Raw genomic sequence first — 26,098 nt, 5'->3', positions numbered from 1 at the left:
AGTGTAGGTTTGGCAGAAAACGGTTTAATGCTGGCATTTAGTACGCAAGATTTCCTGAGCCAATCTACAGAATAAGTATTCTGCACATTTGTTAGGCTAATATTGATTGGGTAAATAGTATGCTGTAGATAAAATGGCTTGTTTTTGAGGTCTCAAATACCATTTTATTTACTGACTGAACAGGCGTGCCTGTTCTACAATAACAATTTTGTTTTATTTGGTCGGAGCAGGTAATGGCAAAGAAATATTTCGGTACGGACGGGGTGCGAGGTGAGGTTGGTAAGTTTCCGATTACGCCTGAATTTGTACTGAAATTGGCTTATGCGGCAGGTCATGTGCTGGTGCAGCATGGAACGGATCATCAACCCACTGTACTGATTGGTAAGGATACCCGTATCTCTGGCTATATGCTCGAGGCTGCGATGGAGGCTGGTTTTACTGCAGCTGGTGTTAATGTACTGCTTACCGGACCTTTGCCTACCCCAGGTGTCGCATATCTGACTCGTGCTTTACGTCTGGATTGTGGTGTGATGATTTCGGCTTCGCACAATCCTTACCATGATAATGGAATTAAATTTTTTGCAGAGGGCGGAATAAAGCTGAGCGATCATCTGGAGCTGGAGATTGAAGCTGAGTTGGAAAAACCAATGCAGACAGTGCCCTCCAGCCAGCTTGGCCGTGCGCGGCGTATTAATGGCGCTGTTGATCGGTATATTGAATTTTGTAAGTCCACTTTTCCGAGCCATCTTAATCTGCGCGGCCTGAAGTTGGTGATTGATACTGCCAATGGTGCTGCTTATGATGTGGCGCCGAAGGTTTTCCATGAATTGGGTGCCGATGTGGTATGCATCGGTGATAAACCGGATGGTTATAATATTAATCAGAAAATAGGCGCTACTTATACAAAATCACTTCAGGCAGCTGTATTGCAAAACGAAGCAGATTATGGTGTTGCGCTGGATGGAGATGGTGACCGTCTGATGATGGTGGATAAAACCGGCAAAGTCTACGATGGTGATGCGCTAATCTATGTTATTGCCAAGGCACGTGCAGCATCCGGCTGTCTTCATGGTGGTGTGGTGGGTACCGCAATGACGAATCTGGCGATGGAGCAGGCATTTAGTAAGCAAGGAATAGATTTTGTCCGTGCTAAAGTGGGTGACCGATATGTTCTGGAACAGTTGCATCAGCATCAATGGTCGCTAGGTGGAGAAGCTTCAGGCCATATCGTTTGTCTGGATAAGCATAATACTGGTGATGGCATTATTGCAGCTTTACAGGTCTTTGCAGCCATGCAGGAATTGGAGCTGGATTTGGCCAGTATACTGACGGATTGGCAGCCTTTTCCCCAAACGATGATTAATGTGCATATTGAGCCTGGGCAGGACTGGCAAAGTGTGGCTAATCCCGTGGCAGATGAGGTATCAGTAGAATTGGGTGAAGATGGCCGGGTAGTTCTGCGTCCTTCAGGTACAGAACCGGTGGTGCGGGTAATGGTTGAAGCACGCCAGAATGAAGTTGCGCGGCAGGCTGCAGAAAAAATTGCTGCTGCGATTGAAGCAGGTGCGGCTGACAGAATCTGTCCGGCCGGATAGAAGGAAGAACGGACATTTTATGTTTGCTTTGCTGGAAGCTTTTTTTACTGAGTATGGCTATGCTGCGGTCTTTCTGGTGCTGGTAGCTTGTGGCTTCGGCGTGCCGGTACCGGAAGATCTAACTCTGGTTGCCGGAGGGGTAATCGCCGGACTGGGTCATGCACATGTCCACACAATGTTTTTGGTGGGTATGGCTGGAGTGCTGGTGGGCGACGGCTTGATGTTTACTGCCGGACGGGTGTTTGGCCATCGTATTCTGAAGTTCCGTTTCGTACAGCGGGTGATGACGCCTAAACGTTATGCTCAGGTACAGGATAAGTTTGATAAATATGGTAGTCGAGTGTTGTTCATTGCCCGTTTTCTGCCCGGATTGCGTACGCCGATTTATATTACGGCAGGTGTCAGTGGTAAGGTGTCGATTCTGAAATTCTTGCTGATGGATGGTCTGGCTGCAATGATTTCAGTACCGGTGTGGGTTTACCTGGGTGAATATGGTGCGGAGAATATTGATTGGTTGATGCATAAAGTGCATCAGTTTCAGGCTGTGGTATATTTGCTTATTGCTGTAGGTGTGCTGGCTTTGGTGTATTACTGGTGGAAAAAACGACAGCGTATACAATTTTTTAAACGTAAGATTGCTGAAATTCGTGAACGTAGGCGTACGCGTAAACAGCAGCGTCAAGACTTGAAATAAGTTTGGTAGTATAAAAAAGACAGTTTGCGAACTGTCTTTTTTATTGGTTGCGGCTGAATGATTTATTTGTTTTGACCGATTTTGCTTTCACGGCCGCTAAACAGGTTTTTAATGTTGCTTTTGTGGCGATAAAGAACAAGTAAATCAATTACTACTACTGCATATACCCAGCTGGTGTGCGGCATCAGCCACCAAGCGATAAAAGGGCTAATCAGGGTAGCGATTAGCGCAGCTAATGAGGAAACTTTGAAACCAAAGGCCATAATTAGCCATACACCGGCACAGAGTAAGGCAGTAGGCCAAGATAGAGCAAGTAGTATACCCAATGCTGTGGCCACGCCTTTGCCACCTTTGAATTTGAAAAATACTGGCCACATATGGCCGAGTAGAACTGCAATAGCTGTGATAGCGATGGTATCGTTACTTATTTGCCATGCTGTCTGAAAATGGATAGCCAGCCACACAGCCAGCCAGCCTTTCAGTGCATCTCCCAGCAAGGTCAGGGCGGCGGCACTTTTTCTGCCACTACGCAAGACATTGGTGGCTCCAGGGTTACCGGAACCGTAGCTGTGCGGGTCTGGCATGCCCATGCAACGCGACACAATCACGGCAAAAGACAGGGAACCGAGCAAATAAGCTCCGATAATCGCAAAGTAATTGGCCATAAAATGGTTTCTTTAGTCTACAATCTGAGGGTTTGCATTTTAGCTCAGAGGGTTGTACATGGATACTATCTTTTTACATGGCATGACTGCGCAGACGCTGATTGGGGTTTATCAGTGGGAGCGCCAGCAGCGACAGACGTTGCTACTGGATCTGGATATCGGTACTGATTTCCGTCAGGCTGCACAAAGCGATAATATTGACGATACAATTCATTACGCCAAAGTGGTAGAAAATTTACGCGAAGCACTGGCTGAAGAGGAGTTTCTATTGCTGGAAGCGCTGGCTGAATATGTAGCGCAATTTATACTGACGCGTTTTGGTGCCTTGTGGGTACGAGTTAAAGTGATAAAACCGGGTATTTTGGCTGGTGTTAAAGAGGTTGGTGTATTGATTGAGCGCTCGCGTCTGGCGGTCTGAACCGGCAGAACCCAGTGGTAGATGTTGTAGAGGAAAAGATATGTCTGCTCTGATATGGACTGTAGCAAAGATGAAGGCATGGGAAGATGAGCAAAACCGAACTGGTCTGAGCTATGCCCGAATGATGGAACATGCTGGCAGTCGCGCCGCTGCTGATTTGATAAACCGTTTTTCTTATCCTCAGCATACGCTGGTACTTTGTGGTAGAGGTAATAATGCCGGTGATGGTCTGGTGCTGGCTCGTATATTGTCCGAACACCACTGGCCGGTAACAATTATGTGGTTGCAAGGGCAGCAATTGTCACCTCTGGCAGAGGTAAATAGGGCTCGATTGCCTGCAGCGGTGGTTTATGCCGAGACTATGCAGTTAAACAAAGTGTTGCCAGAAATGCAGCTGATAGTGGATGCGGTGTATGGAACTGGATTCAGAGGTGAGCTGCCTGAGGTGGTAAGGCAGTGTTTTGCTACAGTAGCGCAAGCCAGTGTATTCAGAGTGACACTGGATATACCCAGTGGTGTGGCCGGAGATGGGGATAAAGTAGCTGCTGGCAGTTTTCAGGCACAGCTGACTTATGCTTTTCAGGCATTAAAACCGGCACACTGTTTGGCACAGGCAGTGCCTTTATGTGGTGAGATACAGTGCATTGACTTATCTGACTGATGCCACTGGCCTGCTGCTGCACCATGCCTGATAACATTGCGCCATGTGCAGTAACATAGCTGCGGTGGCTCCCCATATATGCCGTTGCTGATGGTGTAAATGATAAACTGGAAGCCAAAGTTGGTGGTATTGAAAAGTGCTTTGCTGATACAGACTACTATCCAGAACAATGGAAAGGGGCACAGCAAATATGTCACTAACTTCAGCCTGATTGGCTTGCCACTGTAATTGAGCTTTACTCCAGGCCAGTACTGGCACGACTTTGAATCCGCTGGGTAGATAACAAGGTGGTAGTGTGCCCGCCAGATGCCACTGGCTGGAAATCAATCCGATTTCTTCTTTACTTTCGCGCAGTGCGGCGCAGATTGGGGTTTCATTAGCTTCCAGTTGTCCACCAGGAAAAGCAATTTGTCCGCTATGCAGCCGCAACTGCTGACTGCGCTGACTGAGCCAGATTTGTGGCGTGCCTTGATTCCAGTCGAAGGGCATTAGGACTGCAGCTTGTCGATAGGTAATTGATAACTGACGCAAGGATTGCTGGGATTGGTTTAGTAGCGTATGCGCAGTTGTATGATTACTGGCGTAATGCAAGAATCGTTTGAGGCTGTCTGTTGTGGGAAACATGATATTGGCTAATATGTGCATTTATATAATATATATATGTTTTGTGTGTAAATAGCCAGAAGCGATGAATGTACGAGATGGTTAAAAGAGAAAAAATGAAATTATGGGTGATCGAAGCTCTGAATAGTTTTGGTGGAACCGGTTGGCCTAAAGATGTGAGTAAATATATATGGGATAAATATGAGCATGAATTAAAAGCATCAGGAAGTTTGCTTTACACGTGGCAGTACGATGTACGTTGGGCAGCTCAGGAACTGCGCAATGAAAAAAAGTTAAAACCTGTTTACAAACGTCGTGATTTGCCCTAGGAACTGAATGAATTTAACAGTTAAAATTATTTATTATTCAGTAAAAGCAAACCCTAGCTGCAGTTGCTTTTATTAATTCTGGCAACATTAGCTTTGCAACGGGTAAACGAGTGCTTGCTGATGTCTTCAACTCGCTATAATGTACGCGAATATTGGGCTTCGGTGCGTTTTTGTCGCAGGTAGTAGTCAAATATCATGGCGATGTTGCGTATCAGCAGACGTCCTTTGGGGGTAACTTGAAGTAGCTCATCCGAGAGGTTGAGCAGTCCTAATTGCGAAAGTTGCTGTAAATCAGTCTGTTCAGCTGCGAAATAGGTTTGAAAAGGCTGCTGCATGGCTTCGCGGTAATCTTGAAAACTGAGCTGGAAGCGACACATTAAATCCTGTATGACTTGCCGGCGCAGAATATCATCAGCGTTGAGCTGGTATCCACGCATTACCGGTAGGCGGTCTTCATCTAGTGCTTGATAGTAGGCTGTGAGTTCTTTTTCATTCTGGCTATAAATGTTGGCAATTTTGCTAATGCTGGACACCCCTATAGCAATTAAATCGCAATCAGCATGCGTAGAATACCCTTGAAAATTGCGTTGCAGACGTCCCTCTGACAGAGCGATGGCCAGTTCGTCGGTTGGTCTGGCAAAATGATCCATACCGATAAAAATGTAGCCTTGTTCCAGCAGGTACTGAACGGTGTTTTGCAGAATATCCAGTTTGACTCTGCTGTCTGGTACTGCGTTGGTATCTATGCGCCGTTGTGGTTTAAACAGATGTGGCAGGTGGGCATAGTGATACATGGCGATACGATCCGGCTTTAGTTCCAGCACGTGTTTGAGTGTGCAGTGCATAGATGCTTCTGTCTGATGCGGTAGGCCGTAGATTAAGTCTACACTGACTGAGTGAAAGCCATTACAGCGCGCGGCTTCGATGACGTCCCGAGTTTCGGCTTCGCTCTGAATGCGGTTAACCGCTTGCTGTACGGCTGGATTGAAATCCTGAATACCGACGCTCATTCGGTTAAAACCAAGTTTGCCCAGATGGGCAACGGTATCTGCGGTAACTTTACGTGGGTCTATTTCGATTGAATATTCGCCGTCTGTTGTGAGTGTGAAGTAGCGGCTGATGCTGGCAAAGATGTGGCTTAGCTGCTCGTTATTGAGGAAGGTGGGCGTACCTCCGCCGAAATGCAGTTGTGCCAGTAAAGGCTTACCCCGCCAATTCTGAGCCAGTAAAGCCAGCTCTTTGTCTAGATACTGAATATAGAGATCAGCACGGCTGGTGTCTTTGGTAATGATTTTATTGCAGCCGCAGTAATAGCATATGGTATTGCAGAACGGAACGTGTACGTACAGCGATACAGGCTGTATGCCGATGTTTTGTTGTAAGGTAGACTTTAATTGGTCTGCGGTAAAGCTGGTGTTGAAGCGGTCTGCTGTGGGGTAGGATGTGTAGCGTGGGCCGGATGATGGTAGGGATGCGATGAGGTTGCGGTCAAATTCGATGTTGAAGCGTCGTGTGTTCATATGTTGGTAGTGATTATTCTAGCGTGCAAGCTCGGTGGAAATAGATAAGAGTGATAATTATTTGTGGTAGAATAAGCACATGCGCGAGTAAAGTAAAGCATTGGCTACATATCAGGTCTATTCTGCATTAGAACAGGGTCTGATGCAAATTTCAATTGATTATGTCAGTATAGTGAATGATTGTTTTAAATAATTTTGATTTGTGTCAATGTGTTTGTTATAGATGTTCTTTCTCAGAAAATAACCGGTATTTAATAAATTAATTATGATCAGATTGCATAAACAGGGCGAAATAGTTCAAAAACTGTGTGAGAAATGTTCTTTGCATATTCTTTGTATGCCGGTGATGCTGAAGGAACGTGAACTCACTGATCTGGGTGCAATTATCCGCCAGAGCCGTCGCCTGAAAAAAGGTGAATATCTGTTTCGTGCCGGTGAACCATTCACAGCGATTTTTGCTGTGCGTACCGGCTTTTTTAAAACGATAGTCAATAGTCAGGATGGGCGGGATCAGGTAACTGGTTTTTTTATGTCTGGTGAACTGCTGGGTCTGGATGGTATTTGTAACAACAATCATGGCTGTGATGCGGTGGCGCTGGAAGATAGTGAGGTGTGTGAGCTGCCGTTTAATAATATGGAGGATGCCGGTAGTTTGTTGCCTTCATTGCAGATACATTTCTATCGTTTGATGAGTCAGGAAATTCTCCGCACACAGGAACTGATGCTAATGCTGGGCAATATGCGTGCAGAAGAACGTTTGGCCGGCTTTTTGGTTAATTTGTCGCATCGCTTGAGTTTCCGTGGATTTGCGGCCAATGATTTTATTTTGCGGATGTCACGTGAAGAAATTGGCAGCTATCTGGGACTAAAGCTGGAAACGGTAAGTCGTACTTTGTCGAAATTCCAGCAAGAAGGCTGGATCAAGGTGGAGCATAAACATATTCAGCTGTTGCAGCCGTGGATGTTACAGGAGATGGTTATGCATTGTCAGAAGGCAGTTGGATAAATTTCAAGCTGAGTAAAAAACAAGGCTGTAGCTTTGTAGATGGCTACAGCCTTTTGCTTTGTATGCTTGATCTGTGCAGGATGAAAGTGAAAATCTAGGCTCAGGCAAAAGTAGCCATGGCGGCCAGTTTGATTGTGTCCTTACCATAAATGTTGGCGTTGAAATGGCGCATCCAACGAATCTTGCGCAGGCTTTTGGCTACTATCTGAAACACCTCTTGCGGTTGTTGTTGCAAAATGCTGTCCCACAACGCTTTGGCCTGTTCGGCAACGCCAAAATCCTGCATTAAACGAGCTCCGGAATGCAGATAGCATAACCAATCGCGTGCATGGCAGTGTGGCAAAGTCATTACAGACAATGGATCATCTTCAAAATCTATAAAGCCAATGCTGTTATGGTTGATATAAATCATGTTGCGGGCAAAGGTTTCACTTAGATATTGTTTGCGCCTGTGAACATCTTCTATCGCGTTAAGGCCAAGTTGCCAGCGTTGCAGCAGGATTTCAGGCTCGGATTTTTGCTTTTTCCACTCTTTTTCCAGATTGTGTTCGCCCATGTGGCTAATCATTAAAGCATCAGGCTGCTGAGCCAGAATAGCCGGTACCTGTACACCAGCTGCGCTAAGTGTTTGCAGGCGGGTTGCTTCGGTTTGCAATGAGGTTGTACCCCCCAGATTGGGTACGGGTAGTAGAATGTCTATTCCACTGATTTTCTGGACAATTTTTAATAAGCGATAGCGCCATATGCTGTTGCGTGCTCCTGCCTGCCGAACCCAAACCTTTTCTCCGTTTGCCAGTGTATGGCTTTGCATCAGACCGGTTTGTATGCGCAGGCATTGTTCTAGAGCGTGTTGATAAAAGGCATGAGTATCGGAAACGGACATGTAATTTACTGCTGAATTTTAAAACTGGGAATTGATTGTACTATAGTTGGATTGGTTACTCTTTAATTTAAGGTAATAAATCTTTTAGACGGTAATAAGCAACGCCCAGCCATTGTGAAGGTAGGCGCAGCAGCGTACCACCCGGAAAGTTTCGATGCGGGATGGTTTCAAACAGGCGCAGGCGGCTGTCATCTCCGCTGATGGCTTCGGCAATTATCTGCCCACCTAGCCCGGCAGCAGCCACGCCGTGACCGGAAAATCCTTGTAAAAAATAAAGTTGTGGATTGAGACGGCCGAAATGAGGAGCTCGATTCATGCTAATGTCTACCTGTCCGCCCCAAGCATATTCTATTCGTACATCATTCAGCTGTGGAAACACTTTCAGCATATCGCTGCGCATGCTACGAGTAAGTTGTTTTTGAGCAGGTTCTCGGCCAGAATAATTGACCTTGCCACCGAAAAGTAATCGGTTGTCTGCACTGAGGCGGAAATAATCCAGTACAAAGCGGGTATCGCATACGGCCATGTTGTTGCGGATAAGCTGATGCGCTTGTTCACCTAGTGGTTCGGTGGCAATCATGTAGGTGCCTACCGGTAGAATTTTGCTTTCCAGTGTTTGAGTAAGAGGGTGGTGCAGGCTATGGGTAAAGGTATTAACCGCCAACACTACATTTTTGGCTAGTACATAGCCGTTTGGTGTGGTGATGCGGTAGCCGTGATGCCATGGCTCAAGATTGAGCATAGGTGAATGTTCGAATAATAATGCGCCTGCACTGGCGGCAGCATTTGCCAGCCCAAGAGTGTAATTAAGCGGATGCAGATGCCCAGCCAGCTGGTCAAAAATAGCCCCACAGTAGCGCTCACTGGCCAATTGCTGTTGCAACTGAGTTTGATTCCAGATTTGATAATCGTGAAACTGGTAATTTGTGGCTGCTTCCTTTACCCATGCTGTTAAAGCATGCATATGGTGCGGGCGAATGGCAACATGAGCATAGCCGCGCTGCCAGTTGCAATCTATGTTGTATTCCTGTACTTGCTGTTCTACTAGATTGACGGCTTCGCAGCTCCACTTCCATAAGGTCTGTGCATTTTGCTGGCCAATCATACTGGCTATCTTGCTCATTTCAGCTGCATAGCCATAAATTACCTGACCCCCATTGCGACCGGAAGCTCCGTAGCCTATCTGTGCTGCTTCTAAAAGGGCAACGCTGCGATGCTGCTGAGCCAGTGGTAAGGCAGTGCCGATACCGCTGAGGCCTCCACCGATGATGCATGTTTCTACTTCTAAGAGACCTTGTAAGCTCGGATATTGTGTGTGTTGGTGCTGGCTGGCCTGATAATAGCTGTGTACTGGTTCGGCTGAGAGGAATGTGTCAGACATGAGTATGGTGGGACTCTGAGTGCAGAAATAAAAAAAGCAGTTATCGTTTGTCTGGATAACTGCTGTGCTGGGATATTATGATTTACTGGCTTCCAGTAGTTGACTCTGGCGATAGGCCTCAGCCATTTCGCGTTCGCGACGTGTATTTTGCCTCATCATGAAGTAGTTGATGCCGATAACCAGTGTGCCGACCAATGCAATGATGATGGTGGCCAGTACGTTCATTTGTGGATCCAGACCCAGTTTGATTTTGGAGAAAATTATCATGGGCAAGGTGGAGGAGCCGGGGCCGGAAAGGAAGGAAGTAATAACCAAATCGTCCAGTGACAGGGTGATAGATAACAGAAAACCTGAAGCGATGGCTGGTGCGATGGATGGCAAGGTAATCAAGAAGAATACTTTTAATGGTCTTGCGCCGAGATCTTTAGCTGCTTCTTCCAGTGACTGGTTCAGTTCCGACAGACGTGAGCGGATAATCACTGTTACATAAGCCATGCACAGGGTGGTGTGACCTAGCCAAATAGTAAAAAAGCCGCGTTCGAAATACAGAAAGCTGAAAGCGCTGTTTTGTAACATCATCTGTACCTGAATAATCAGCAATAGCATCGATAGGCCAGTAATGATGTCTGGCATCACCATTGGCGCGGATACCATGCCTGCAAACAGGGTATTGCCTCGGAAACGCTTGATGCGTGAGAGGGCGTAGCCAGCGAGTGTGCCCAGAATAACGGCTGCTGCGGCCGAACACAGGGCTATACGTACTGACAACCATGCGGCATCCAGTATCTGCTCATTTTGTAATAGTTTGCCGTACCACTGGGTAGAAAAGCCACCCCATACGGTGACTAGCCTTGAGTTATTGAAGGAGTAGATAATTAGAATAACCAGTGGCATATACAGAAAAGCCAATCCCAAAAACAGCATGCCTCTTAGAAACCAAGACGATGTGTGCTTATGCATGGTTGGCTCCTTCTTCGATTTCACGATTTTCGTAACGGTGGAATAAAGCAATTGGGATAACCAGCAGCATTACCATGATGACGGCTACGGCAGAAGCCAGCGGCCAGTTGTTCTGGTCGAAGAATGCCTGCCATAAAACTTTACCAATCATCAGGTTTTCAGGACCGCCTACCAACTCAGGAATCACAAATTCGCCTACGGCAGGTATAAATACCAGCATGGAACCGGAAATGATGCCGGCTTTGGATAAGGGCAAGGTGATGGATACAAATGCTTTAATCGGGCCGGCACCCAAGTCTGCGGCTGCTTCGAGCAGGCGGTTATCCAGTTTTACCAACTGGGTGTACAAAGGCAGAATCATAAATGGCAGGTAAGCGTATACCATGACGAGATTCAGGGAAAATGAGTTGTAAAACATGTCTATCGGATGGCTGATCAGTCCCCATTTTATTAAATAGGTATTGATGATGCCGTTATGGCCGAGCAGACTCATCCACGCATACACTCGCAGCAGAAATGAAGTCCAGAATGGCAGCATGATAGTCAGTAACAGACCGTTGCGGATTTTTTCAGGTGCGCGCGCGATGGCGTAAGCAATCGGATAGCCGGCAAGCAGGCAGATTACAGTGGTAGTAAGGGCGGTTTTAATGGATAACCAGTATGTCAGCAGATAGATGTTGTCGCCGCGATTACCGAGCAGCATTTGTCCGAGTGAATGCCAAAAATCGTTGAAGATATCGGCGTAATTCTGATAGCTGACCAATATGTTTACCCGACCCAGTTCGCCGTCGATGTGATACAGCGGGGTATACGGTGGAATGGCAATATCCTGTTCGGCAAAGCTGATTTTGAGTACGATGAAAAATGGTACCAGAAATAGTACCAGCAGCCAGATGTAAGGAATGCCTATAACGAGACCCTGTGAAGGACGCAGGCCTTTGAGACGGTTAAACCAGTTCATGTTTAAGCTCCTGCGGCTGTTAGTGGGTCAGCGGGCTTGCCTGATTGTCCGGCCAGCTAATGTAAACTTTTTCTTCCCATGTGGGCATGGGAATGCTGTATTGTTCCCAGTAGGAGGATAAAACCTGGCTTTTGATAATTTTGCCGGATGGTAGTTGGATATGGAAAATACCGAAGCTGCCGAGATAGGCAATTTCTTTCACAATGCCGGCTGTCCAGTTGTATTCCTGCTGCGGTTGTTCGCGATAAATGTTGATATCTTCGGGGCGAATGGATAACCAGATGTTTTGATCTTCTGGACCACTAATGCCGTGTCCGAGGTAAACCAGTTGTTGCAGGTCGGGGCAATGAATAATGGTGTGGTCGGCACCGTCTTCAGTCACTTTGCCGGCGAGGATGTTGGTTTCACCCATGAATTCAGCAGTAAAACGGCTGTTGGGGTAGTCGTAAATATCGGAAGGCGTGCCGACTTGCTGCAATTGTCCGTCGGACATGATGGCAATGCGTGAGGCCATAGTCATGGCTTCTTCCTGATCATGGGTAACCATAATGCAGGTGGCGCCCACTTTTTCCAAAGTGTTTACTAGTTCGAGCTGGGTTTGCTGACGTAGTTTTTTATCGAGAGCACCCAGCGGTTCGTCCAGAAGCAGTAGTTTAGGGCGTTTGGCCAGACTGCGCGCCAGTGCAACACGCTGCTGCTGGCCGCCGGAAAGCTGATGCGGTTTGCGTTTGGCGTATTTTGTCATTTGCACTAGGCGCAGCATTTCTTCTACTCGTGCACTGATTTCATCTTTCGGTAGCTTATCCTGTTTCAAACCGAATGCGATGTTTTGTTCAACGCTCATGTGTGGAAACAGTGCATAGCTCTGAAACATCATGTTGATGGGGCGGTCGTAGGGCTGCAATTTGGTGATGTCTTCACCATCTAGGATAATCTGTCCCTGTGTGGGCGTTTCCATGCCAGCCAGCATGCGTAATAACGTTGATTTCCCACTGCCGGAGCTGCCAAGCAAGGCGAAGATTTCATTTTTTTTGATGGTAAGGTTGACATGGTCTACAGCGTAGTTGTCGCCATAGGTTTTGACAATGTCTTTAATCTGTAAGTAATGTGCGGGATCGGCACCTGGCTTGGTGGTTGCGTTTTCGCTCATGATATGTGTTACTCCAGAAAAATCGTTCCAGCCAATGCTCGGCATAGGGATGTTTACAGTAAAGTGTAAAGAACGGTGCAAAAACGATTCTGCTCCTGCTTTAGGGGAGGCATTGTATGCAAGCATTTTGTGTGGGGCAATGAAATTTAAGTGTTAATACAATTAAATTCTCCACTTAGGGTATAACTTAGCATGAAATCAGGTATTTAGTGGTAATTTACTAACCTGAATTAATTTTTGTTAGGATTTGGTATAGCTGTGATGATTGGCTGCGGTGTGGCTGGCAGCCGCTGTGCTGCTTAGTGTACCATGTAATAATTGTCTGTTATATTTTCGTTTAGGCTGGGGTGGTCAGTTTGTTGCGGGGCTATAGTCAACGTACGTCGTTGTTTGCTGTCAAGCTTGTGGGCGGTGTCGATTGATTATGCAAAAATTTTTTCTATTAATCAAATAGTTTGTTTTATTTTTCTGTCTATTCAGCTAAATTGTCTGTTGCTTTTGCTGCAGGCTGGTTCAGGGTATGGGTAATGAAGAAGAAGGTATTGTTGGGTATTTGTGGTGGGATTGCTGCATACAAATGCTGTGAGCTGGTTCGGCTGCTGAAAAAGGCAGGGCATCAGGTGAATGTTGTGATGACACAGGCAGCCACTGATTTTGTCAGCCCGACTACTTTTCAGGCTCTGAGCGGAGAACCAGTGTTGCTGGATACGCATGATGGTTTATCCGGTAATGGTATGGCACATATTAATCTGAGCCGTCAGGCTGATGTGATGCTGATTGCGCCGGCTTCTGCAAATACTCTGGCTAAAATTGCCCATGGGATGGCGGATAATTTGCTTACCACCTTGGCTTCGGCACGTAGTTGCCCGCTGGCTGTGGCACCAGCTATGAATGTACAAATGTGGAATAATCCGGCCAATCAACGCAATTTAGCTTTGTTGCGACAGGATAGGGTACAGATACTAGGACCGGCTGATGGAGAGCAGGCCTGTGGTGAGGTGGGAAGCGGGCGTATGCTGGAAGCAGTCGAATTGGCTGAATTGCTTGCTGATGTATGGACAGTGCCGCTGCTGTCTGGAAAGCGTGTCTTGATTACAGTCGGAGCAACATTTGAGGCTATTGATCCAGTGCGCGGGATTACCAATATATCTAGCGGACAGATGGGTATGGCTCTAGCGCGGGCTTGCCGCGCTGCTGGTGCAAGTGTTTCTCTGGTGTACGGACAGATTCAGACGCCGCTGGCAGCTGGGATGGCTTTTGCTGAACAGGTAAGCAGTGCTGACGAGATGCTGGCGGCAGTACAACGATTATTGCCACATCAGGATGTATTTATTGCGGTGGCAGCGGTAGCCGATTACAAGGTTAGGAACCGTAGTGAACATAAACTAAAAAAACAGGCTGGACAAAAGGTGCCGGTAATTGAACTTACGGAAAATCCTGACATTCTCGCTACGGTAGCTGGCCGGCCGGATGCACCTTTCTGTGTTGGATTTGCTGCTGAAAGTGAGCATGTGCTGGAACATGCACGTGCTAAGCGATTGAAGAAAGGTGTGCCTCTGTTGGTTGCGAATGAGGTTAGTCAGGCCATGGGTAAAGCCACAAATCAGGTGATATTATTGGATGATGAACAGGAAACCGTTTTGCCGCAAATGAGTAAAGACGATACGGCAATTGCTATTATTGAGCGGCTTGCTCAGCTTTTGGTTCAGCGCTAATTGAATTTTGGTAGTAGTTACATAAGCTTATTTTGATTAAATTAAAGACGAATTATGAGTGCTTCTGAGTTATCTGTACAAGTTAAGATATTGAATCCGCTAATGGCGGAGCAGTTACCCCAATATGCTACTATTGGTTCAGCAGGTCTGGATTTACGTGCCTGTATTGATGCTCCGCTTACTTTACAACCGGGAGAAAGTTGTCTGTTGCCTACTGGTCTGGCAATTTATCTGGCTGATCCGTGCTACGCAGCCCTAATACTACCGCGCTCTGGTTTGGGACATAAGCATGGTATTGTGCTTGGTAATTTGGTGGGGCTGATAGATTCAGATTATCAGGGTGAACTGAAAGTATCGTTGTGGAATCGCAGTCAGGAGGCTTACGTAATTGAGCCTTTGGCACGAATTGCACAGATGATGATTGTGCCGGTGATGCAGGCCGCGTTCACTGTGGTTGATGAATTTGCTCGCAGCAATCGAGGCGAAGGCGGTTTTGGCAGTACCGGTCATCAATAATTAAGATTAAGTAAAAGAAAAGCAAGGTATCCAAACGGATAACCTTGCTTTTTTGCCATGGCACTGGCTAAACTGCTTGCTGCAATATTATTTCAGCTCTATGGCTCTTAGATTGTTTAACAGCTTTATTGCTGCCGATAGCGTTCAATCAGCAAATTCTGCATATTGGTTGGCTGTTCGTTGGTGGCTGGTTTAATACGCTGATACTGACCATCCGGCTGCATTTGCCACGCACACTGATTATCGGCCAGAGCGAGCATCAGTGTTTCCTTAATTATACGTTGTTTCAGCTCTGGTGTTTCGATTGGTGTGCAGATTTCCACGCGGCGAAAGAGATTTCTTCCCATCCAGTCGGCGCTGGATATCCAGACTTTGGTATCACCACCATTTTCAAAATAGAATACCCGTGCATGTTCGAGCAGCCGGCCGACAATGGACCGCACGCGAATATTTTCCGACAGCCCTTTTACGCCGGGGCGCAGCACACACATCCCACGCACAATCAATTCAATCTGCACCCCAGCCTGACTGGCTGCATATAATGCTTCGACTATGGTTGGTTCGACCAGTGCATTCATTTTGGCTATGATGCGTGCGGTTTTGCCGGCTTTTGCTTGTTCAATTTCGCCGTTGATGCTGTCAAGCAGCATTTTGTGCAGCGTAAACGGGCTCTGGGCGATTTTATTCAGATGATTCGGCTGCCCCAGTCCGGTGATTTCCATGAATACGGTGTTGACATCGACACTGATATCGCGGTTGCAGGTCATCAGTCCTAGATCTGTATAAATGCGGCTGGTTCCTTGATGGTAATTGCCAGTGCTGACATGAGCATAACGTTTCAGGATACCTTCTTCACGGCGTACAATCAGTGCCATTTTGGCATGCACTTTGTAGCCGAAGACGCCATAGACAACGTGGGCGCCGGCTGCTTCCAGCTGACCAGCCCAGTTTAGGTTGGTTTCTTCATCAAATCGTGCCATCAGTTCGACAACGACAGTAACTTGTTTGCCACTTACTGCTGCTTTCATCAGTGCTTTGACTAAATCGGAGTTACTGCCGGTACGGTAGATGGTCATTTTAATGGCGACAACCTGTGGGTCATCCGCTGCTTCTTGAATCAGACGCACCGTTGGCTCAAAAGACTGATAAGGGTGATACAGCAGAACATCCCGCTGGCTAATGATGCTGAATAGATCGCGGTTTTTACTCAGTAAGGTTGGTGTGCCAGGGATAAAGGGAGTAAATTTTAAATCGTTACGTTCTACCATATCGGGTACCGCCATCAGACGTACCAGATTCACCGGTCCATTCACTCGATACAGTTCATCTCGTCCGAGATGAAAGTGGCTGAGTAAAAAATCGTATACATGTGCCGGACAGTTGTCGGCTACTTCAAGCCGCACGCCCTCACCGTACTGGCGTCCCTGTAGTTCACCGGCTATCGCAGTACGCAAATTTTCCAAATCTTCTTCGTCCACGCTTAAGTCGCTATCGCGGGTGATGCGAAATTGGTAGCAGCCTTTTACGGTCATGCCGGTAAAGAGTGTATGTACATGAGCATGCAAAATAGAAGACAGGAATACGAAACCATCGTGGCCGTTGCATAATTCTCTAGGCATTTTCAGTACCCGAGGCAGAATGCGCGGTGCCTGTACGATGGCCATTCCGCCTGTGCGTCCGAAAGCATCTTTTCCTTCCAGCTCGACGGCGAAATTCAGTGATTTATTGAGTAAGCGCGGAAATGGATGCGACGGATCCAGTCCAATAGGTGTCAGAATGGGCAACAGCTCATGGCGGAAGTAATCGGCTACCCACTGCCGCTGAGCTTCGCTCCATGCACTGCGTGGATAAAAAGATATGCCTTCATTACGTAAAGCTGGAATCAACTCGTCGTTGAATAGGCGATATTGCTCAGCAATGATGGCATGTGCTTCTTTGGTGACATGGGCAATAACGGTGTCCGGCAGTTCGCCGTTGGCCAGAGGGGTATGTGGTGACAGAGCACGGGTACGGCGCAGCCAAGCCATGCGTACTTCGAAAAATTCATCCAGATTGGAGGAAACGATGCACAAAAAACGTAAACGTTCGAGCAATGGAACCTGTGTATCCTGTGCCTGTGCCAGAACGCGACGGTTGAATGCGAGCAGGCTGAGTTCACGACAGAGTAGATGCGGCTTAGTTTCGGACATGGAGCATACCTGTTACTGTCATTTAGAGTAAGAGAGTGTCAGTTTGGTGTTAATTAGTTAACATTCGCACTGTTTTGGCTGCAGGTCAAGTTTTGTCTGCTGCCATTGGTGGCCAGCGGTTGTGGATAAACTGTGCAGGCTGATGATAATTCAGAACTTTGGCATAATTTCCGGCAGCGGTGGCGTTGGCTGGTATGTTTTTGGTAACGACACTGCCAGCGCCAATAGTGGCGTTGTCGCCGATGTGAACATTTTCAATTAGGTTACAGTTGGGACCAATATAGACATTGTTGCCGATTCTGGCTGCCGGTCCGTTGTTGGCACCGATAACAGTATAGGGGGACAAGTTGACATTCTCACCCAGCTGTGCGCTGCTATTTATGATTAATGGGCCACCATGGCCGATATAAAGTCCATAGCCGATGGGCGTACGCGGGCTAATGATGATACCGCTGCGGTGCTTCTGCCAGACATACATCGGGTAAGCCAATTTGCGCCATGTGCTTGTGGCTGAAGCCAGACGCAGCCAGAAGGTAAATCGAAAGCCACGATTACATAGATAATGACGTAGGAAAGCACGCCAATCTGTTCGGCCACTGTAACGATATAAATCACTTTTAATGAGCTGTATCACCATAAAAACTGTCTTACCTTATTCTGGCAAAGGAAAAGGCTGTGTTCCTGCTAAGCAGGGTTACAGCCTTTTCCGATTATTCTTCTGGTGGAGTGTAACCACTGATGTGGTCGGCGCCGTCTCCGAAGAAGTAATTTTCCATTTGCTGGGTGATGTATTGACGCGCACGTGGATCCGCCAGACTAAGCCGGTTTTCGTTAATAATCATGGTTTGATAACGTAACCAGCCGTCCCAGGCTTCCTGCGATACATTATCGTAAATGCGTTTACCTAGTTCATTGGGGAAGGGCGGAAATTTCAATCCGGGTGCTTCTTTGCCCAGTTTGACGCAATGCACCATATGACTCATGTGTCTTCCTTTATGGCAATCGGGGAAAAAGGTAGATTGTAAAAGATTTTGGGCTGGTTGCGTTTAAAGCTGACGGCTAAATATTTTAGACTGGCGTTTATTGCTGGTGTATTGCTGCTGCCGCTCCAGAGGTAATTGCGTCAATGTGGCTGAGGTAAAGCCTCGCTCAACGAACCAGTCACCGGTGTGGGTACTTAACGCAAACAATGTCTGAAGCTGCAATTGCCGTGCCTGTTTAATAACATGTGCCAGTAACAGTTCACCGTATCCGCGTGCACGAGCAGACGGAGAAACAATCAGGCATGCCAGCTCGCCGGCTTGTGCCTCAGGGTAAACATGCAGTGCCACACAACCGTATACGTAGCAATCTTGCTCGAGCACGAAAAACTCTTGAATGTGGTTTTCCATATATTCACTGTCGCGCGGCAACAGTATACCGCTGGCCTCCAGCGGGGCAATGAGTTGCAGGATATCACCGATGTCTTTGTTTTCAGCCGGCCGCACACGCATAAACGGCGCTTTAGCCATTGCTGTACCGCTACCTTCACGCGTGAAAAGCTCCTGTAGCAAGCTGCCGTCCTGTAGACCGGATACTACATGGACTCGTTGTACGCCATGCTCCAGTACGTGTGCTGCTGTCTGCAAGAGCTCAGTCTGGCGTTTATTCATTACGCTCTTGGCCAGCAATTGGCTGATTTCAATGCAATTGAGTTCACTAATGGTTTGCTGATGTTCATCGATCAAACCCGGCTGTGTACCCAAAAAAATTAGTTTTTCTGCATGAATGGCTTCTGCCACTGCCTGAGCAACTTCATTGACCTGCAAACGGTAGCACTGGCCACTAAGTGAGTGGCCTATCGGGCTGATTAATACTAGCTGATTATGAGCCAGCCGTTCTTCAATGGCGGCTGCATCAACTTTACGCACACAGCCGCTGTAACTCATATCGACACCGTTAATCACACCTAATGGTTTGGCGCGCAGAAAATTTCCGCCAGCAAGACGTACATTGGGTGCACTGTGCTCCATAACTTGTGTCGGTATCATCGACAAGGCAGCTTCCAGATTAAAACGGGCAATGCCGCTGGCTTGTTTGACTAATTCCAGAGCGCGTTCATCGGTAATGGGATTTTCGTCGATGCTGTTGGCTGTGTTCTGACCGGCTATAGCCTGTATAAACTGGCTGCACCCGTGAATGATAACCAAGCGCATACCCAAACTGGTCAGTAGCAGGATATCGGCGGCTAGTGCAGGTAGTTTGTTGCTGACCAGTACGTGGCTGCTGATGGCCAGTACCACTGTTTTACCGTTTAAATGATGAATATACGGTGAGGCTTGACGAAAATCGTGAACAAAACGGTGATTGTGAAAATTGTCCTGATTACCTGTTGAGGTGCTCATTTTACTGCCATTAAATAAAATAACTGCATCATTAGCACAGTAAGTGCAACAATGGTGGCCAGTGTCCAGTTAAATTCTTTGGATAATTTGTCCTGCTGGTGATGCAAGAATTCGGTTTTGGCGTGGATGGCATCGGTTTTTTCGATGGCATCATTGAGCAACAATGGTACATCCGCCTGATTTGGATTGTCATTAGGCAATAAGGTAAAAACAAGATTATTCAGGTTATTCACATTGCTGTTCATGGAAATGTTAGTAGTGTTTTCTTCGGCAACCGGTATCGGAGTGTTGCTGGTAGCCGGTGTTTCTTTTTCCGGTTGTGGCTGCGGTGCCGGATTGAGCAGCAGTTCGCTGCTGGCTAGCTGTGGCTGAGGCTTATGCAGCTGCTCTGGTTCCGGTTCGGTTACAGTAGGCAAACGGATTTCTATTTTGTTGGATACCTGATTCAGCAGGGTATTCAGATTCGGCCGTTTGTCGATGACAGCCGTGTTTTTAGGGGTAGGTGCACTGGTAAATATCTGTGCCCGTCTGCTACTGGGCTGATTGAGATTCAGTGCGCTGGAAAGCATATCCATGACCTCATCAGCATTCGGTACTTGTTTCTCGGCAGCTGGGTTCTGTTTTTTACCTGCAGCCGCTGACGGGGTGACGTTTTTATTGGCGCGGATTTTTGAGACCACCGTAAATTGATGCTGACACTGCTGACACACAACACGTCCCCCGTCGCGCGGTGGTGTTGCAACGGTATTTTCTGTATGGCATTTGGGACAAATAACAGTAATTGTTTTAGACATGATTATTTCAGCAAACCAATATAATTAAAAGGAGTAATTCTGTTCTGTCAAACGTATGGAGCCATTATTCTGTGTCAGTATGCCATACCAGTGCCATAAGGCAAATGACTAAGCAGTTTTATTATGCTCTTTTGCGGCCAGTAATGCATACCCAACCTTCTAGTGTTCTGGGCGAATTCAGATCAAACCATTGCTGATAGATTTCACTGAGCTCTTCTGTCTGTTCAGCCAGAATACCCGAAAGTACGATCTGGCCGCCCGTACGGGTGCGTTCAGCCAGCATCTGCGCCAATAACCGCAACGGATTGGCCAGAATATTGGCAACGACAATATCAAACTGCTGTTCGGGCGGAAGGTCGTCCGGCAGGTAAAACTCGGCATGGACATGGTTCTGGAGAGCATTGTCTTCGCTGGCACGAAGCGCCTGCGAGTCAATGTCAACGCCACAAGCACGGCCACAACCCAGTTTTAGAGCCGCTATGGTGAGAATGCCGGAGCCGCAGCCATAATCAAGCAGGGTTTCGCCCCCACGTATATTTTTATCCAGCCATTGCAGACACAAATGAGTTGTCGGGTGGCTACCGGTACCAAAGGCCAAACCGGGGTCGAGTTGCAGATTAATTATGTCTGTATCGGCCGGCTGCTGGTGCCACGATGGCGTAATCCACAGGCGAGATGAAATCTGAATAGGGTCAAACTGCGACTGTGTCAGCCTTACCCAGTCCTGCTCCGGAATAGTTTCTAGATAATACTGGGGCATTGGAAAGGCACAATCGCGTGCAGCAGCAGAAACAATCGCTTCGATATCGGCATTTTCATCAAACAGTGCCACGATATTGCTTTGTTGCCACACTTGTTCGGCAGGCATATTCGGCTCGCCAAAAATTGGCTGCTCATTCTCGTTGCCGGCATTGGCGTCTTCAATGGCTGTACTTAGGGCACCGTTTTCTATCAGCGCGTCGGAGAGTCTGTCTACCTGCTCCTGAGAAACTGTGATGACAACTTGTTGGTAGTGCATGGCTTTTTATTACCGTAATTGGATGTTTTATAAAACTTCAGGCAGCCACTGCGGCTGCCTGCAAACAAAAGCGCAATGTATGCGTATTGTAAATTATTTTTGTGCTTCTTTGTGTTTTTGTAACCATTGTTCAAGATAGTGGATACTTTCACCACCTTGAATGAAGCCGGGATCGGCAAAAATGTCGCGGTGCAGGTTGGTATTGGTTTTGATACCGGTAATTGCTAGTTCCTGTAATGCAACGCTCATTTTGGCAATAGCTTCGTCGCGGTCACGACCATGGGTACATACCTTCCCGATCATACTGTCATAGTAGGGTGGTACAGTATAGCCCTGATAAATGTGGCTATCGATGCGTACACCATTGCCACCAGGTTGGTGACAACTGGTAATTAGGCCGGGACTGGGTACAAAGGTGTAGGGATCTTCGGCGTTGATGCGGCATTCGAACGCATGTCCCCGCAAACAAATATCATCCTGTGTATAGGATAACGGCAGGCCGGAAGCTACGCGGATTTGCTCCTGTACAATATCCACGCCAGTAATCAGCTCAGTAATAGCATGCTCAACTTGTACACGTGTATTCATTTCAATGAAGAAAAATTCGCCATCTTCATACAGAAATTCAAATGTACCGGCACCACGATAACCGATGCGCTGGCAGGCTGCTACACAGGCATTGCCGATACGCTCCCGTTCTTCAGGGGTAATAAATGGTGCTGGCGCTTCTTCAATAACTTTTTGGTGGCGCCGTTGCATGGAGCAGTCTCGCTCGCCTAGATAAATGGCATGGCCATGTTCGTCGCATAATACCTGAATTTCAATATGGCGCGGTTTTTGTAAATAGCGCTCCATATACACGGCCGGATTGCCGAAGGCAGCACCGGCTTCGGTACGTGTCATTTCTACCGAAGAAAGAAGGTCTTCGGCTTTTTCTACTACGCGCATGCCACGGCCACCGCCGCCGCCAGAAGCTTTGATTATTACCGGATAGCCGACTTCGGCACCAATTTTTTCAATTTCATGCGGGTCTTCCGGTAGGGCACCATCGGAACCGGGTACGCATGGCACGCCAGCAGCCTGCATGGCTTTTTTTGCGGAAACTTTGTCACCCATCTGGCGAATGGTTTCCGGCCGCGGGCCAATAAATACAAACCCGGATTGTTCTACCTGTTCGGCAAAACCGTCGTTTTCCGCCAGAAATCCATAGCCCGGATGGATGGCATCGGCATCGGTTACCTCAGCTGCAGAAATCAGGGCAGGAATGTTTAGATAACTTTGGGCAGAGCTGGCAGGGCCGATACATACGGATTCATCGGCCAATTTTACATGCAGGGCATCACGGTCGGCTTCTGAATGTACAGCCACTGTTGCAATGCCCATTTCATGGCAGGCGCGCAGAATGCGCAGCGCAATTTCGCCACGATTGGCAATAAGAACTTTTTTTAACATAAGGCAGTACCTTGTAAGAAACGGGAAAGATTACTGAATTGAGGATTACTCAATAATAAACAGTGGTTCACCGAACTCTACAGGCTGCGCATTAGATACAAGAATTTCTTTTACTACGCCGCTGTGGTCAGCTTCGATTTCATTCATTAGTTTCATTGCTTCGATGATACATAGGGTATCGCCAGCATTAACGGTCTGACCTACCTCTACAAACGGGGCAGAGGTGGGACTGGCGGCACGGTAAAAAGTGCCGACCATAGGAGATTTAACGGCCTTGCTTAAGTCGGGGCCGGTTGTTTCAGGCGCAGCAGCGGCTGCATTGTCTGTGGGTGCAGCTGCTGGTGCGGCCATGATGGCAGGCTGCTGCATTGGTGCAGCATACATCTGCTGCTGGTTGGCGGCAGTGGTACGGGTAATGCGTACTTTTTCCTCACCTTCGGTTACTTCGATTTCGGCAATGCCGGACTCTTCTACCAAATCAATGAGTTTTTTAAGTTTACGTAAATCCATAATGATGAACCCTTGTGTGATTGGAGCTGGCCGCAATAGGTATTAGTGTTGGCGGCCGGTCTCTTGAATGTATTCAATTGCCCGATGTAATGCTGCTTCATAGCCGTACACGCCCAGACCGCAAATTACCCCTAGGGCAATATCAGAGAGATAAGAATGGCGTCGAAATGCTTCGCGTGCATGTACATTGGATATATGTACTTCGATAAATGGTTTGCCGGCAGCGGCAAAAGCGTCGCGGATGGCTACACTGGTATGTGTGAACGCGCCCGGATTGATGATTATGAAGCGGGTATCGTCGGATAAAGCCGCCTGAATCCGCTCAATCAGGATGTGTTCGGCATTGCTTTGTAATGTTTCCAATGTCATACCGGCTGCCTGTGCCTGTTGTTGCAGCTTCTGATTAATGTCTGCCAGTGTGGTCTGACCATATATATGCGGTTCGCGCACTCCCAATAGATTGAGATTGGGGCCGTTTAAAACCAGAATTGAGGCACTCATAAAATGTTTGGTTTTTGCAAAATTGCGCCATTTTTGCCGAAAATGAGCGCAAATGTCCAGTATTTTTGTATTTTTTTGATTATTTAAACCATGGTTTTGTCTACCGTGGTGTGCTGGCAGCCTTATTTTGCTTGCTCCTGCCGGCACCCGCTGGTGCGGACTCTGTAGCGGTCTTGTTATACGGTTGGCTGTTTTTCAGTATGAGCCGGTAGGCATATAATACGACTTTTGCCTTGTTCTAGCACGTATACATGCATATAAATGATTTTGATTTTGATTTACCGCCTCACCTGATTGCACAGCATCCGCCGGCTGTACGTGGCAGTAGCCGTTTATTGGTGGCTTTGCCGGGGCAGTCACCTGTTGACAGTAAGTTTACCTGTTTGGCTGATTATGTGGCTGCCGGTGATGTGCTGGTGTTTAATAATACGCGGGTGATGAAGGCGCGTCTGTTTGGCCATAAGGCCAGCGGCGGCCAGATTGAGGCGCTGATTGAACGAGTGCTGGACGCACATACGGCGCTGGCGCATGTGCGTTCCTCTAAATCGCCAAAGCCCGGTACAGAGCTGATTTTCGAAGGTGGCTTGCATGCACAGATGCAGGCACGGCAAGGTGAACTGTTTGTACTGCATTTTGCCGGTACGCAGACAGTATGGGAATTGCTGGCTGCTCACGGCCATTTGCCATTGCCACCTTACATTACCCGCTCAGCGGATGATGACGATGATGAGCGTTATCAGACTGTGTATGCCAAATATGAGGGGGCAGTGGCTGCGCCCACTGCTGGTCTACATTTCACCGATACTATTTTGCAACAGCTGCGGGATAAAGGGGTGCATCTGACGGAAGTCACCTTGCATGTTGGTGCCGGTACTTTCCAGCCAGTACGGGTGGAAAATATTGCAGAGCATCACATGCACAGTGAATGGTATGACGTAAGTGAAACTGTGGTAGCTGAAATTGAGGCAGCCCATGCACGGGGCAATAAAGTTTGGGCAGTGGGTACCACAGCGGTGCGGGCATTGGAATCTGCCGCACGCAGTGGCAAGTTGCAGGCTGGTCAGGGTGATACCAATATTTTTATTACGCCCGGATACCAGTTTAAGGTGATTGACCGTATGATTACTAATTTTCACCTGCCTAAATCCACGCTGTTAATGTTAGTTAGCGCGTTTAGCGGTTATGATGAAATCCGTGCTGTATACCAGCATGCGATTGCTGAACAATATCGTTTTTTCAGTTATGGCGATGCTATGCTGCTCGGTAATCTAAGCCGAATCGGACAGAATAATTAAAATAGAAAAGGAACAATTATGAGAATGTTACATACTATGCTGCGTGTGGGTGATTTAGATAAATCATTAGCGTTTTATCAGGATGTGCTGGGTATGAAGCTGTTGCGCCGTGAAGATTTTCCTGGTGGCCGTTTTACGCTGGCATTTGTAGGTTATGGCGAGGAATCTGACACCACGGTGTTGGAACTGACCTATAACTGGGATACGCACGCATATGATTTAGGAACTGGTTACGGCCATATTGCTATTGAAGTAGACGATGCCTATGCTGCCTGTGATGCCGTACGTGCTAAAGGCTGTAAGGTGACTCGTGAGGCCGGCCCGATGCAGCACGGCACCACAGTGATCGCGTTTGTAGAAGATCCGGATGGATATAAAATAGAATTTATTCAGAAAAAGAACTAACTTTCTTTCTGGTAAAAGCTGGTTTTAAGCTTTTTTATACTGATACTTTTTCTCTGGCAAATGGATAGCGTACATTCTTATAGATTAAACGGGTGTTGAATGCTGTGTTTGCCGGTTTACTTTAGTTTTTAATTCATCTGCTTAGGCATCTACACTGAAATACATTCTTAAACACCGCAGCCTGCAAAGTTTTTATAGGAATAGTGAAGGTGTGGCTGTCTCTGATATTGGCTGGCACTACTAGAAGGAATGTGAGCCATTGTTCTGAAATATTCGCTTAATTTCAATAAAATAGTTCGTGTATTTTGATACTGCTGGTCTTAGCAGGTAGTTTTCTGCTGCTGGTAAGAGTTGATGTGTATTTTGCTGATTAGTTTACGTTGTTTGTGCCGGTTGCGGAGGGTGTAGTGCCAATATTGTTTGCATCTTTGAATGAAAGAACAGACTGGCAGATTGTGAGTGTTTTCCTTGGTCTGATTATTGCGGCTTTATT

At 47.2% G+C, this 26,098-nt stretch carries 27 protein-coding genes; 10 read left to right on the top strand and 17 right to left on the bottom strand.

All coding sequences use genetic code 11. The features are described from left to right. Positions 1-233 precede the first annotated feature (233 nt). Together glmM and BHC43_RS09560 are read left to right on the top strand one after the other, a co-directional pair. The gene (gene glmM / locus BHC43_RS09565; protein WP_100157249.1) at positions 234-1,595 is read left to right on the top strand and encodes a phosphoglucosamine mutase; all 1,362 of its coding nucleotides are present in this window, start codon (positions 234-236) and stop codon (positions 1,593-1,595) included. Positions 1,596-1,614: 19 nt separating this feature from the next. Next, positions 1,615-2,289 (top strand): DedA family protein, encoded by a 675-nt coding sequence (locus BHC43_RS09560; RefSeq protein WP_100140361.1) that lies wholly within the window; start codon positions 1,615-1,617, stop codon positions 2,287-2,289. A gap of 62 nt (positions 2,290-2,351) precedes the next feature. Here the strand turns inward: BHC43_RS09560 and plsY are convergent, their stop codons facing one another. Continuing rightward, entirely contained in the window at positions 2,352-2,954 is a 603-nt protein-coding gene (gene plsY / locus BHC43_RS09555; protein ID WP_100157248.1) for a glycerol-3-phosphate 1-O-acyltransferase PlsY, read from the bottom strand. A gap of 58 nt (positions 2,955-3,012) precedes the next feature. Here plsY and folB point away from each other — a divergent pair, with 58 nt between their 5' ends. Next, the gene (folB, locus tag BHC43_RS09550; RefSeq protein ID WP_100151718.1) at positions 3,013-3,372 is read left to right on the top strand and encodes a dihydroneopterin aldolase; all 360 of its coding nucleotides are present in this window, start codon (positions 3,013-3,015) and stop codon (positions 3,370-3,372) included. A 40-nt stretch (positions 3,373-3,412) separates the two neighbouring features. Continuing rightward, a complete protein-coding gene (locus BHC43_RS09545; protein WP_100157247.1) occupies positions 3,413-4,033 on the top strand; it encodes an NAD(P)H-hydrate epimerase in 621 nt (206 codons plus the stop codon). On the opposite strand, the gene BHC43_RS09540 is transcribed toward BHC43_RS09545, so the two are convergent. Further along, positions 4,022-4,657, bottom strand: a complete 636-nt coding sequence (locus tag BHC43_RS09540) for an NUDIX hydrolase (RefSeq protein WP_180297476.1) — start codon at positions 4,655-4,657, stop codon at positions 4,022-4,024. The two genes, BHC43_RS09545 and BHC43_RS09540, sit on opposite strands and share 12 nt — an antisense overlap. A gap of 95 nt (positions 4,658-4,752) precedes the next feature. Between BHC43_RS09540 and BHC43_RS09535 the strand changes: the two genes are divergently transcribed. Then, positions 4,753-4,965 carry a hypothetical protein gene (locus tag BHC43_RS09535; protein WP_218966489.1) on the top strand — a complete coding sequence of 71 codons (213 nt, stop codon included), beginning with the start codon at positions 4,753-4,755 and terminating at the stop codon, positions 4,963-4,965. Positions 4,966-5,099: 134 nt separating this feature from the next. On the opposite strand, the gene hemN is transcribed toward BHC43_RS09535, so the two are convergent. After that, on the bottom strand, positions 5,100-6,485 hold the full coding sequence (gene hemN / locus BHC43_RS09530; protein WP_100157245.1) for an oxygen-independent coproporphyrinogen III oxidase: 1,386 nt from the start codon (positions 6,483-6,485) through the stop codon (positions 5,100-5,102). Positions 6,486-6,750: 265 nt separating this feature from the next. Between hemN and fnr the strand changes: the two genes are divergently transcribed. Beyond that, the gene (gene fnr, locus BHC43_RS09525; protein ID WP_100140354.1) at positions 6,751-7,491 is read left to right on the top strand and encodes a fumarate/nitrate reduction transcriptional regulator Fnr; all 741 of its coding nucleotides are present in this window, start codon (positions 6,751-6,753) and stop codon (positions 7,489-7,491) included. Between the two features lie 100 nt (positions 7,492-7,591). Here fnr and BHC43_RS09520 read toward each other — a convergent pair whose 3' ends face one another. The 5 genes from BHC43_RS09520 to BHC43_RS09500 form a co-directional block, all read right to left on the bottom strand. After that, positions 7,592-8,374, bottom strand: coding sequence for a hypothetical protein (locus tag BHC43_RS09520; RefSeq protein WP_100157244.1), 783 nt, complete (start codon positions 8,372-8,374; stop codon positions 7,592-7,594). 67 nt (positions 8,375-8,441) lie between these two features. After that, the gene (locus BHC43_RS09515; protein WP_100157243.1) at positions 8,442-9,755 is read right to left on the bottom strand and encodes an NAD(P)/FAD-dependent oxidoreductase; all 1,314 of its coding nucleotides are present in this window, start codon (positions 9,753-9,755) and stop codon (positions 8,442-8,444) included. 75 nt (positions 9,756-9,830) lie between these two features. Next, complete coding sequence (locus BHC43_RS09510) at positions 9,831-10,715, bottom strand: ABC transporter permease subunit (protein WP_100151712.1); 885 nt, start codon at positions 10,713-10,715, stop codon at positions 9,831-9,833. Continuing rightward, on the bottom strand, positions 10,708-11,676 hold the full coding sequence (locus tag BHC43_RS09505; protein WP_100140350.1) for an ABC transporter permease subunit: 969 nt from the start codon (positions 11,674-11,676) through the stop codon (positions 10,708-10,710). The genes BHC43_RS09510 and BHC43_RS09505 overlap by 8 nt, the downstream gene beginning before the upstream one ends. Positions 11,677-11,695: 19 nt before the next feature. Then, the gene (locus BHC43_RS09500) at positions 11,696-12,826 is read right to left on the bottom strand and encodes an ABC transporter ATP-binding protein (RefSeq protein WP_100140349.1); all 1,131 of its coding nucleotides are present in this window, start codon (positions 12,824-12,826) and stop codon (positions 11,696-11,698) included. A gap of 527 nt (positions 12,827-13,353) precedes the next feature. Here BHC43_RS09500 and coaBC point away from each other — a divergent pair. Both coaBC and dut read left to right on the top strand, forming a co-directional pair. Then, positions 13,354-14,541 (top strand): bifunctional phosphopantothenoylcysteine decarboxylase/phosphopantothenate--cysteine ligase CoaBC, encoded by a 1,188-nt coding sequence (gene coaBC / locus BHC43_RS09495; protein ID WP_100157242.1) that lies wholly within the window; start codon positions 13,354-13,356, stop codon positions 14,539-14,541. A gap of 54 nt (positions 14,542-14,595) precedes the next feature. Then, entirely contained in the window at positions 14,596-15,057 is a 462-nt protein-coding gene (dut, locus tag BHC43_RS09490) for a dUTP diphosphatase (RefSeq protein WP_100157241.1), read from the top strand. Positions 15,058-15,182: 125 nt separating this feature from the next. Here the strand turns inward: dut and ppk1 are convergent, their stop codons facing one another. The 9 genes from ppk1 to aroQ form a co-directional block, all read right to left on the bottom strand. Further along, the gene (ppk1, locus tag BHC43_RS09485) at positions 15,183-17,246 is read right to left on the bottom strand and encodes a polyphosphate kinase 1 (RefSeq protein WP_100157240.1); all 2,064 of its coding nucleotides are present in this window, start codon (positions 17,244-17,246) and stop codon (positions 15,183-15,185) included. A gap of 85 nt (positions 17,247-17,331) precedes the next feature. Then, a complete protein-coding gene (locus BHC43_RS09480; protein WP_100157239.1) occupies positions 17,332-17,883 on the bottom strand; it encodes a serine acetyltransferase in 552 nt (183 codons plus the stop codon). Between the two features lie 73 nt (positions 17,884-17,956). Next, positions 17,957-18,229 (bottom strand): oxidative damage protection protein, encoded by a 273-nt coding sequence (locus BHC43_RS09475; RefSeq protein ID WP_100140344.1) that lies wholly within the window; start codon positions 18,227-18,229, stop codon positions 17,957-17,959. 63 nt (positions 18,230-18,292) lie between these two features. After that, positions 18,293-19,630: an amino-acid N-acetyltransferase gene (gene argA / locus BHC43_RS09470; RefSeq protein WP_100157238.1), complete on the bottom strand. Its 1,338-nt coding sequence runs from the start codon at positions 19,628-19,630 to the stop codon at positions 18,293-18,295. Then, entirely contained in the window at positions 19,627-20,424 is a 798-nt protein-coding gene (locus BHC43_RS09465; RefSeq protein WP_100140342.1) for a hypothetical protein, read from the bottom strand. The genes argA and BHC43_RS09465 overlap by 4 nt, the downstream gene beginning before the upstream one ends. A 121-nt stretch (positions 20,425-20,545) precedes the next feature. Beyond that, a complete protein-coding gene (gene prmA / locus BHC43_RS09460; protein WP_100151707.1) occupies positions 20,546-21,442 on the bottom strand; it encodes a 50S ribosomal protein L11 methyltransferase in 897 nt (298 codons plus the stop codon). A gap of 93 nt (positions 21,443-21,535) precedes the next feature. After that, positions 21,536-22,894, bottom strand: a complete 1,359-nt coding sequence (gene accC / locus BHC43_RS09455) for an acetyl-CoA carboxylase biotin carboxylase subunit (RefSeq protein WP_100140340.1) — start codon at positions 22,892-22,894, stop codon at positions 21,536-21,538. Between the two features lie 45 nt (positions 22,895-22,939). Next, complete coding sequence (gene accB / locus BHC43_RS09450) at positions 22,940-23,404, bottom strand: acetyl-CoA carboxylase biotin carboxyl carrier protein (protein WP_100140339.1); 465 nt, start codon at positions 23,402-23,404, stop codon at positions 22,940-22,942. Positions 23,405-23,446: 42 nt separating this feature from the next. Then, positions 23,447-23,905 (bottom strand): type II 3-dehydroquinate dehydratase, encoded by a 459-nt coding sequence (aroQ, locus tag BHC43_RS09445; protein ID WP_100157237.1) that lies wholly within the window; start codon positions 23,903-23,905, stop codon positions 23,447-23,449. A gap of 251 nt (positions 23,906-24,156) precedes the next feature. On the opposite strand from aroQ, the gene queA reads away from it, so the two are divergent. Together queA and gloA are read left to right on the top strand one after the other, a co-directional pair. Further along, positions 24,157-25,200: a tRNA preQ1(34) S-adenosylmethionine ribosyltransferase-isomerase QueA gene (gene queA, locus BHC43_RS09435; protein WP_100151705.1), complete on the top strand. Its 1,044-nt coding sequence runs from the start codon at positions 24,157-24,159 to the stop codon at positions 25,198-25,200. An 18-nt stretch (positions 25,201-25,218) separates the two neighbouring features. Continuing rightward, positions 25,219-25,605 carry a lactoylglutathione lyase gene (gene gloA / locus BHC43_RS09430; protein WP_100157235.1) on the top strand — a complete coding sequence of 129 codons (387 nt, stop codon included), beginning with the start codon at positions 25,219-25,221 and terminating at the stop codon, positions 25,603-25,605. Positions 25,606-26,098 lie beyond the last annotated feature (493 nt).

Origin of the sequence: Snodgrassella alvi (assembly GCF_002777855.1) — a bacterium.
GTDB lineage: Bacteria > Pseudomonadota > Gammaproteobacteria > Burkholderiales > Neisseriaceae > Snodgrassella > Snodgrassella alvi_E.
This window is presented reverse-complemented; position numbering and strand designations above follow the sequence as displayed.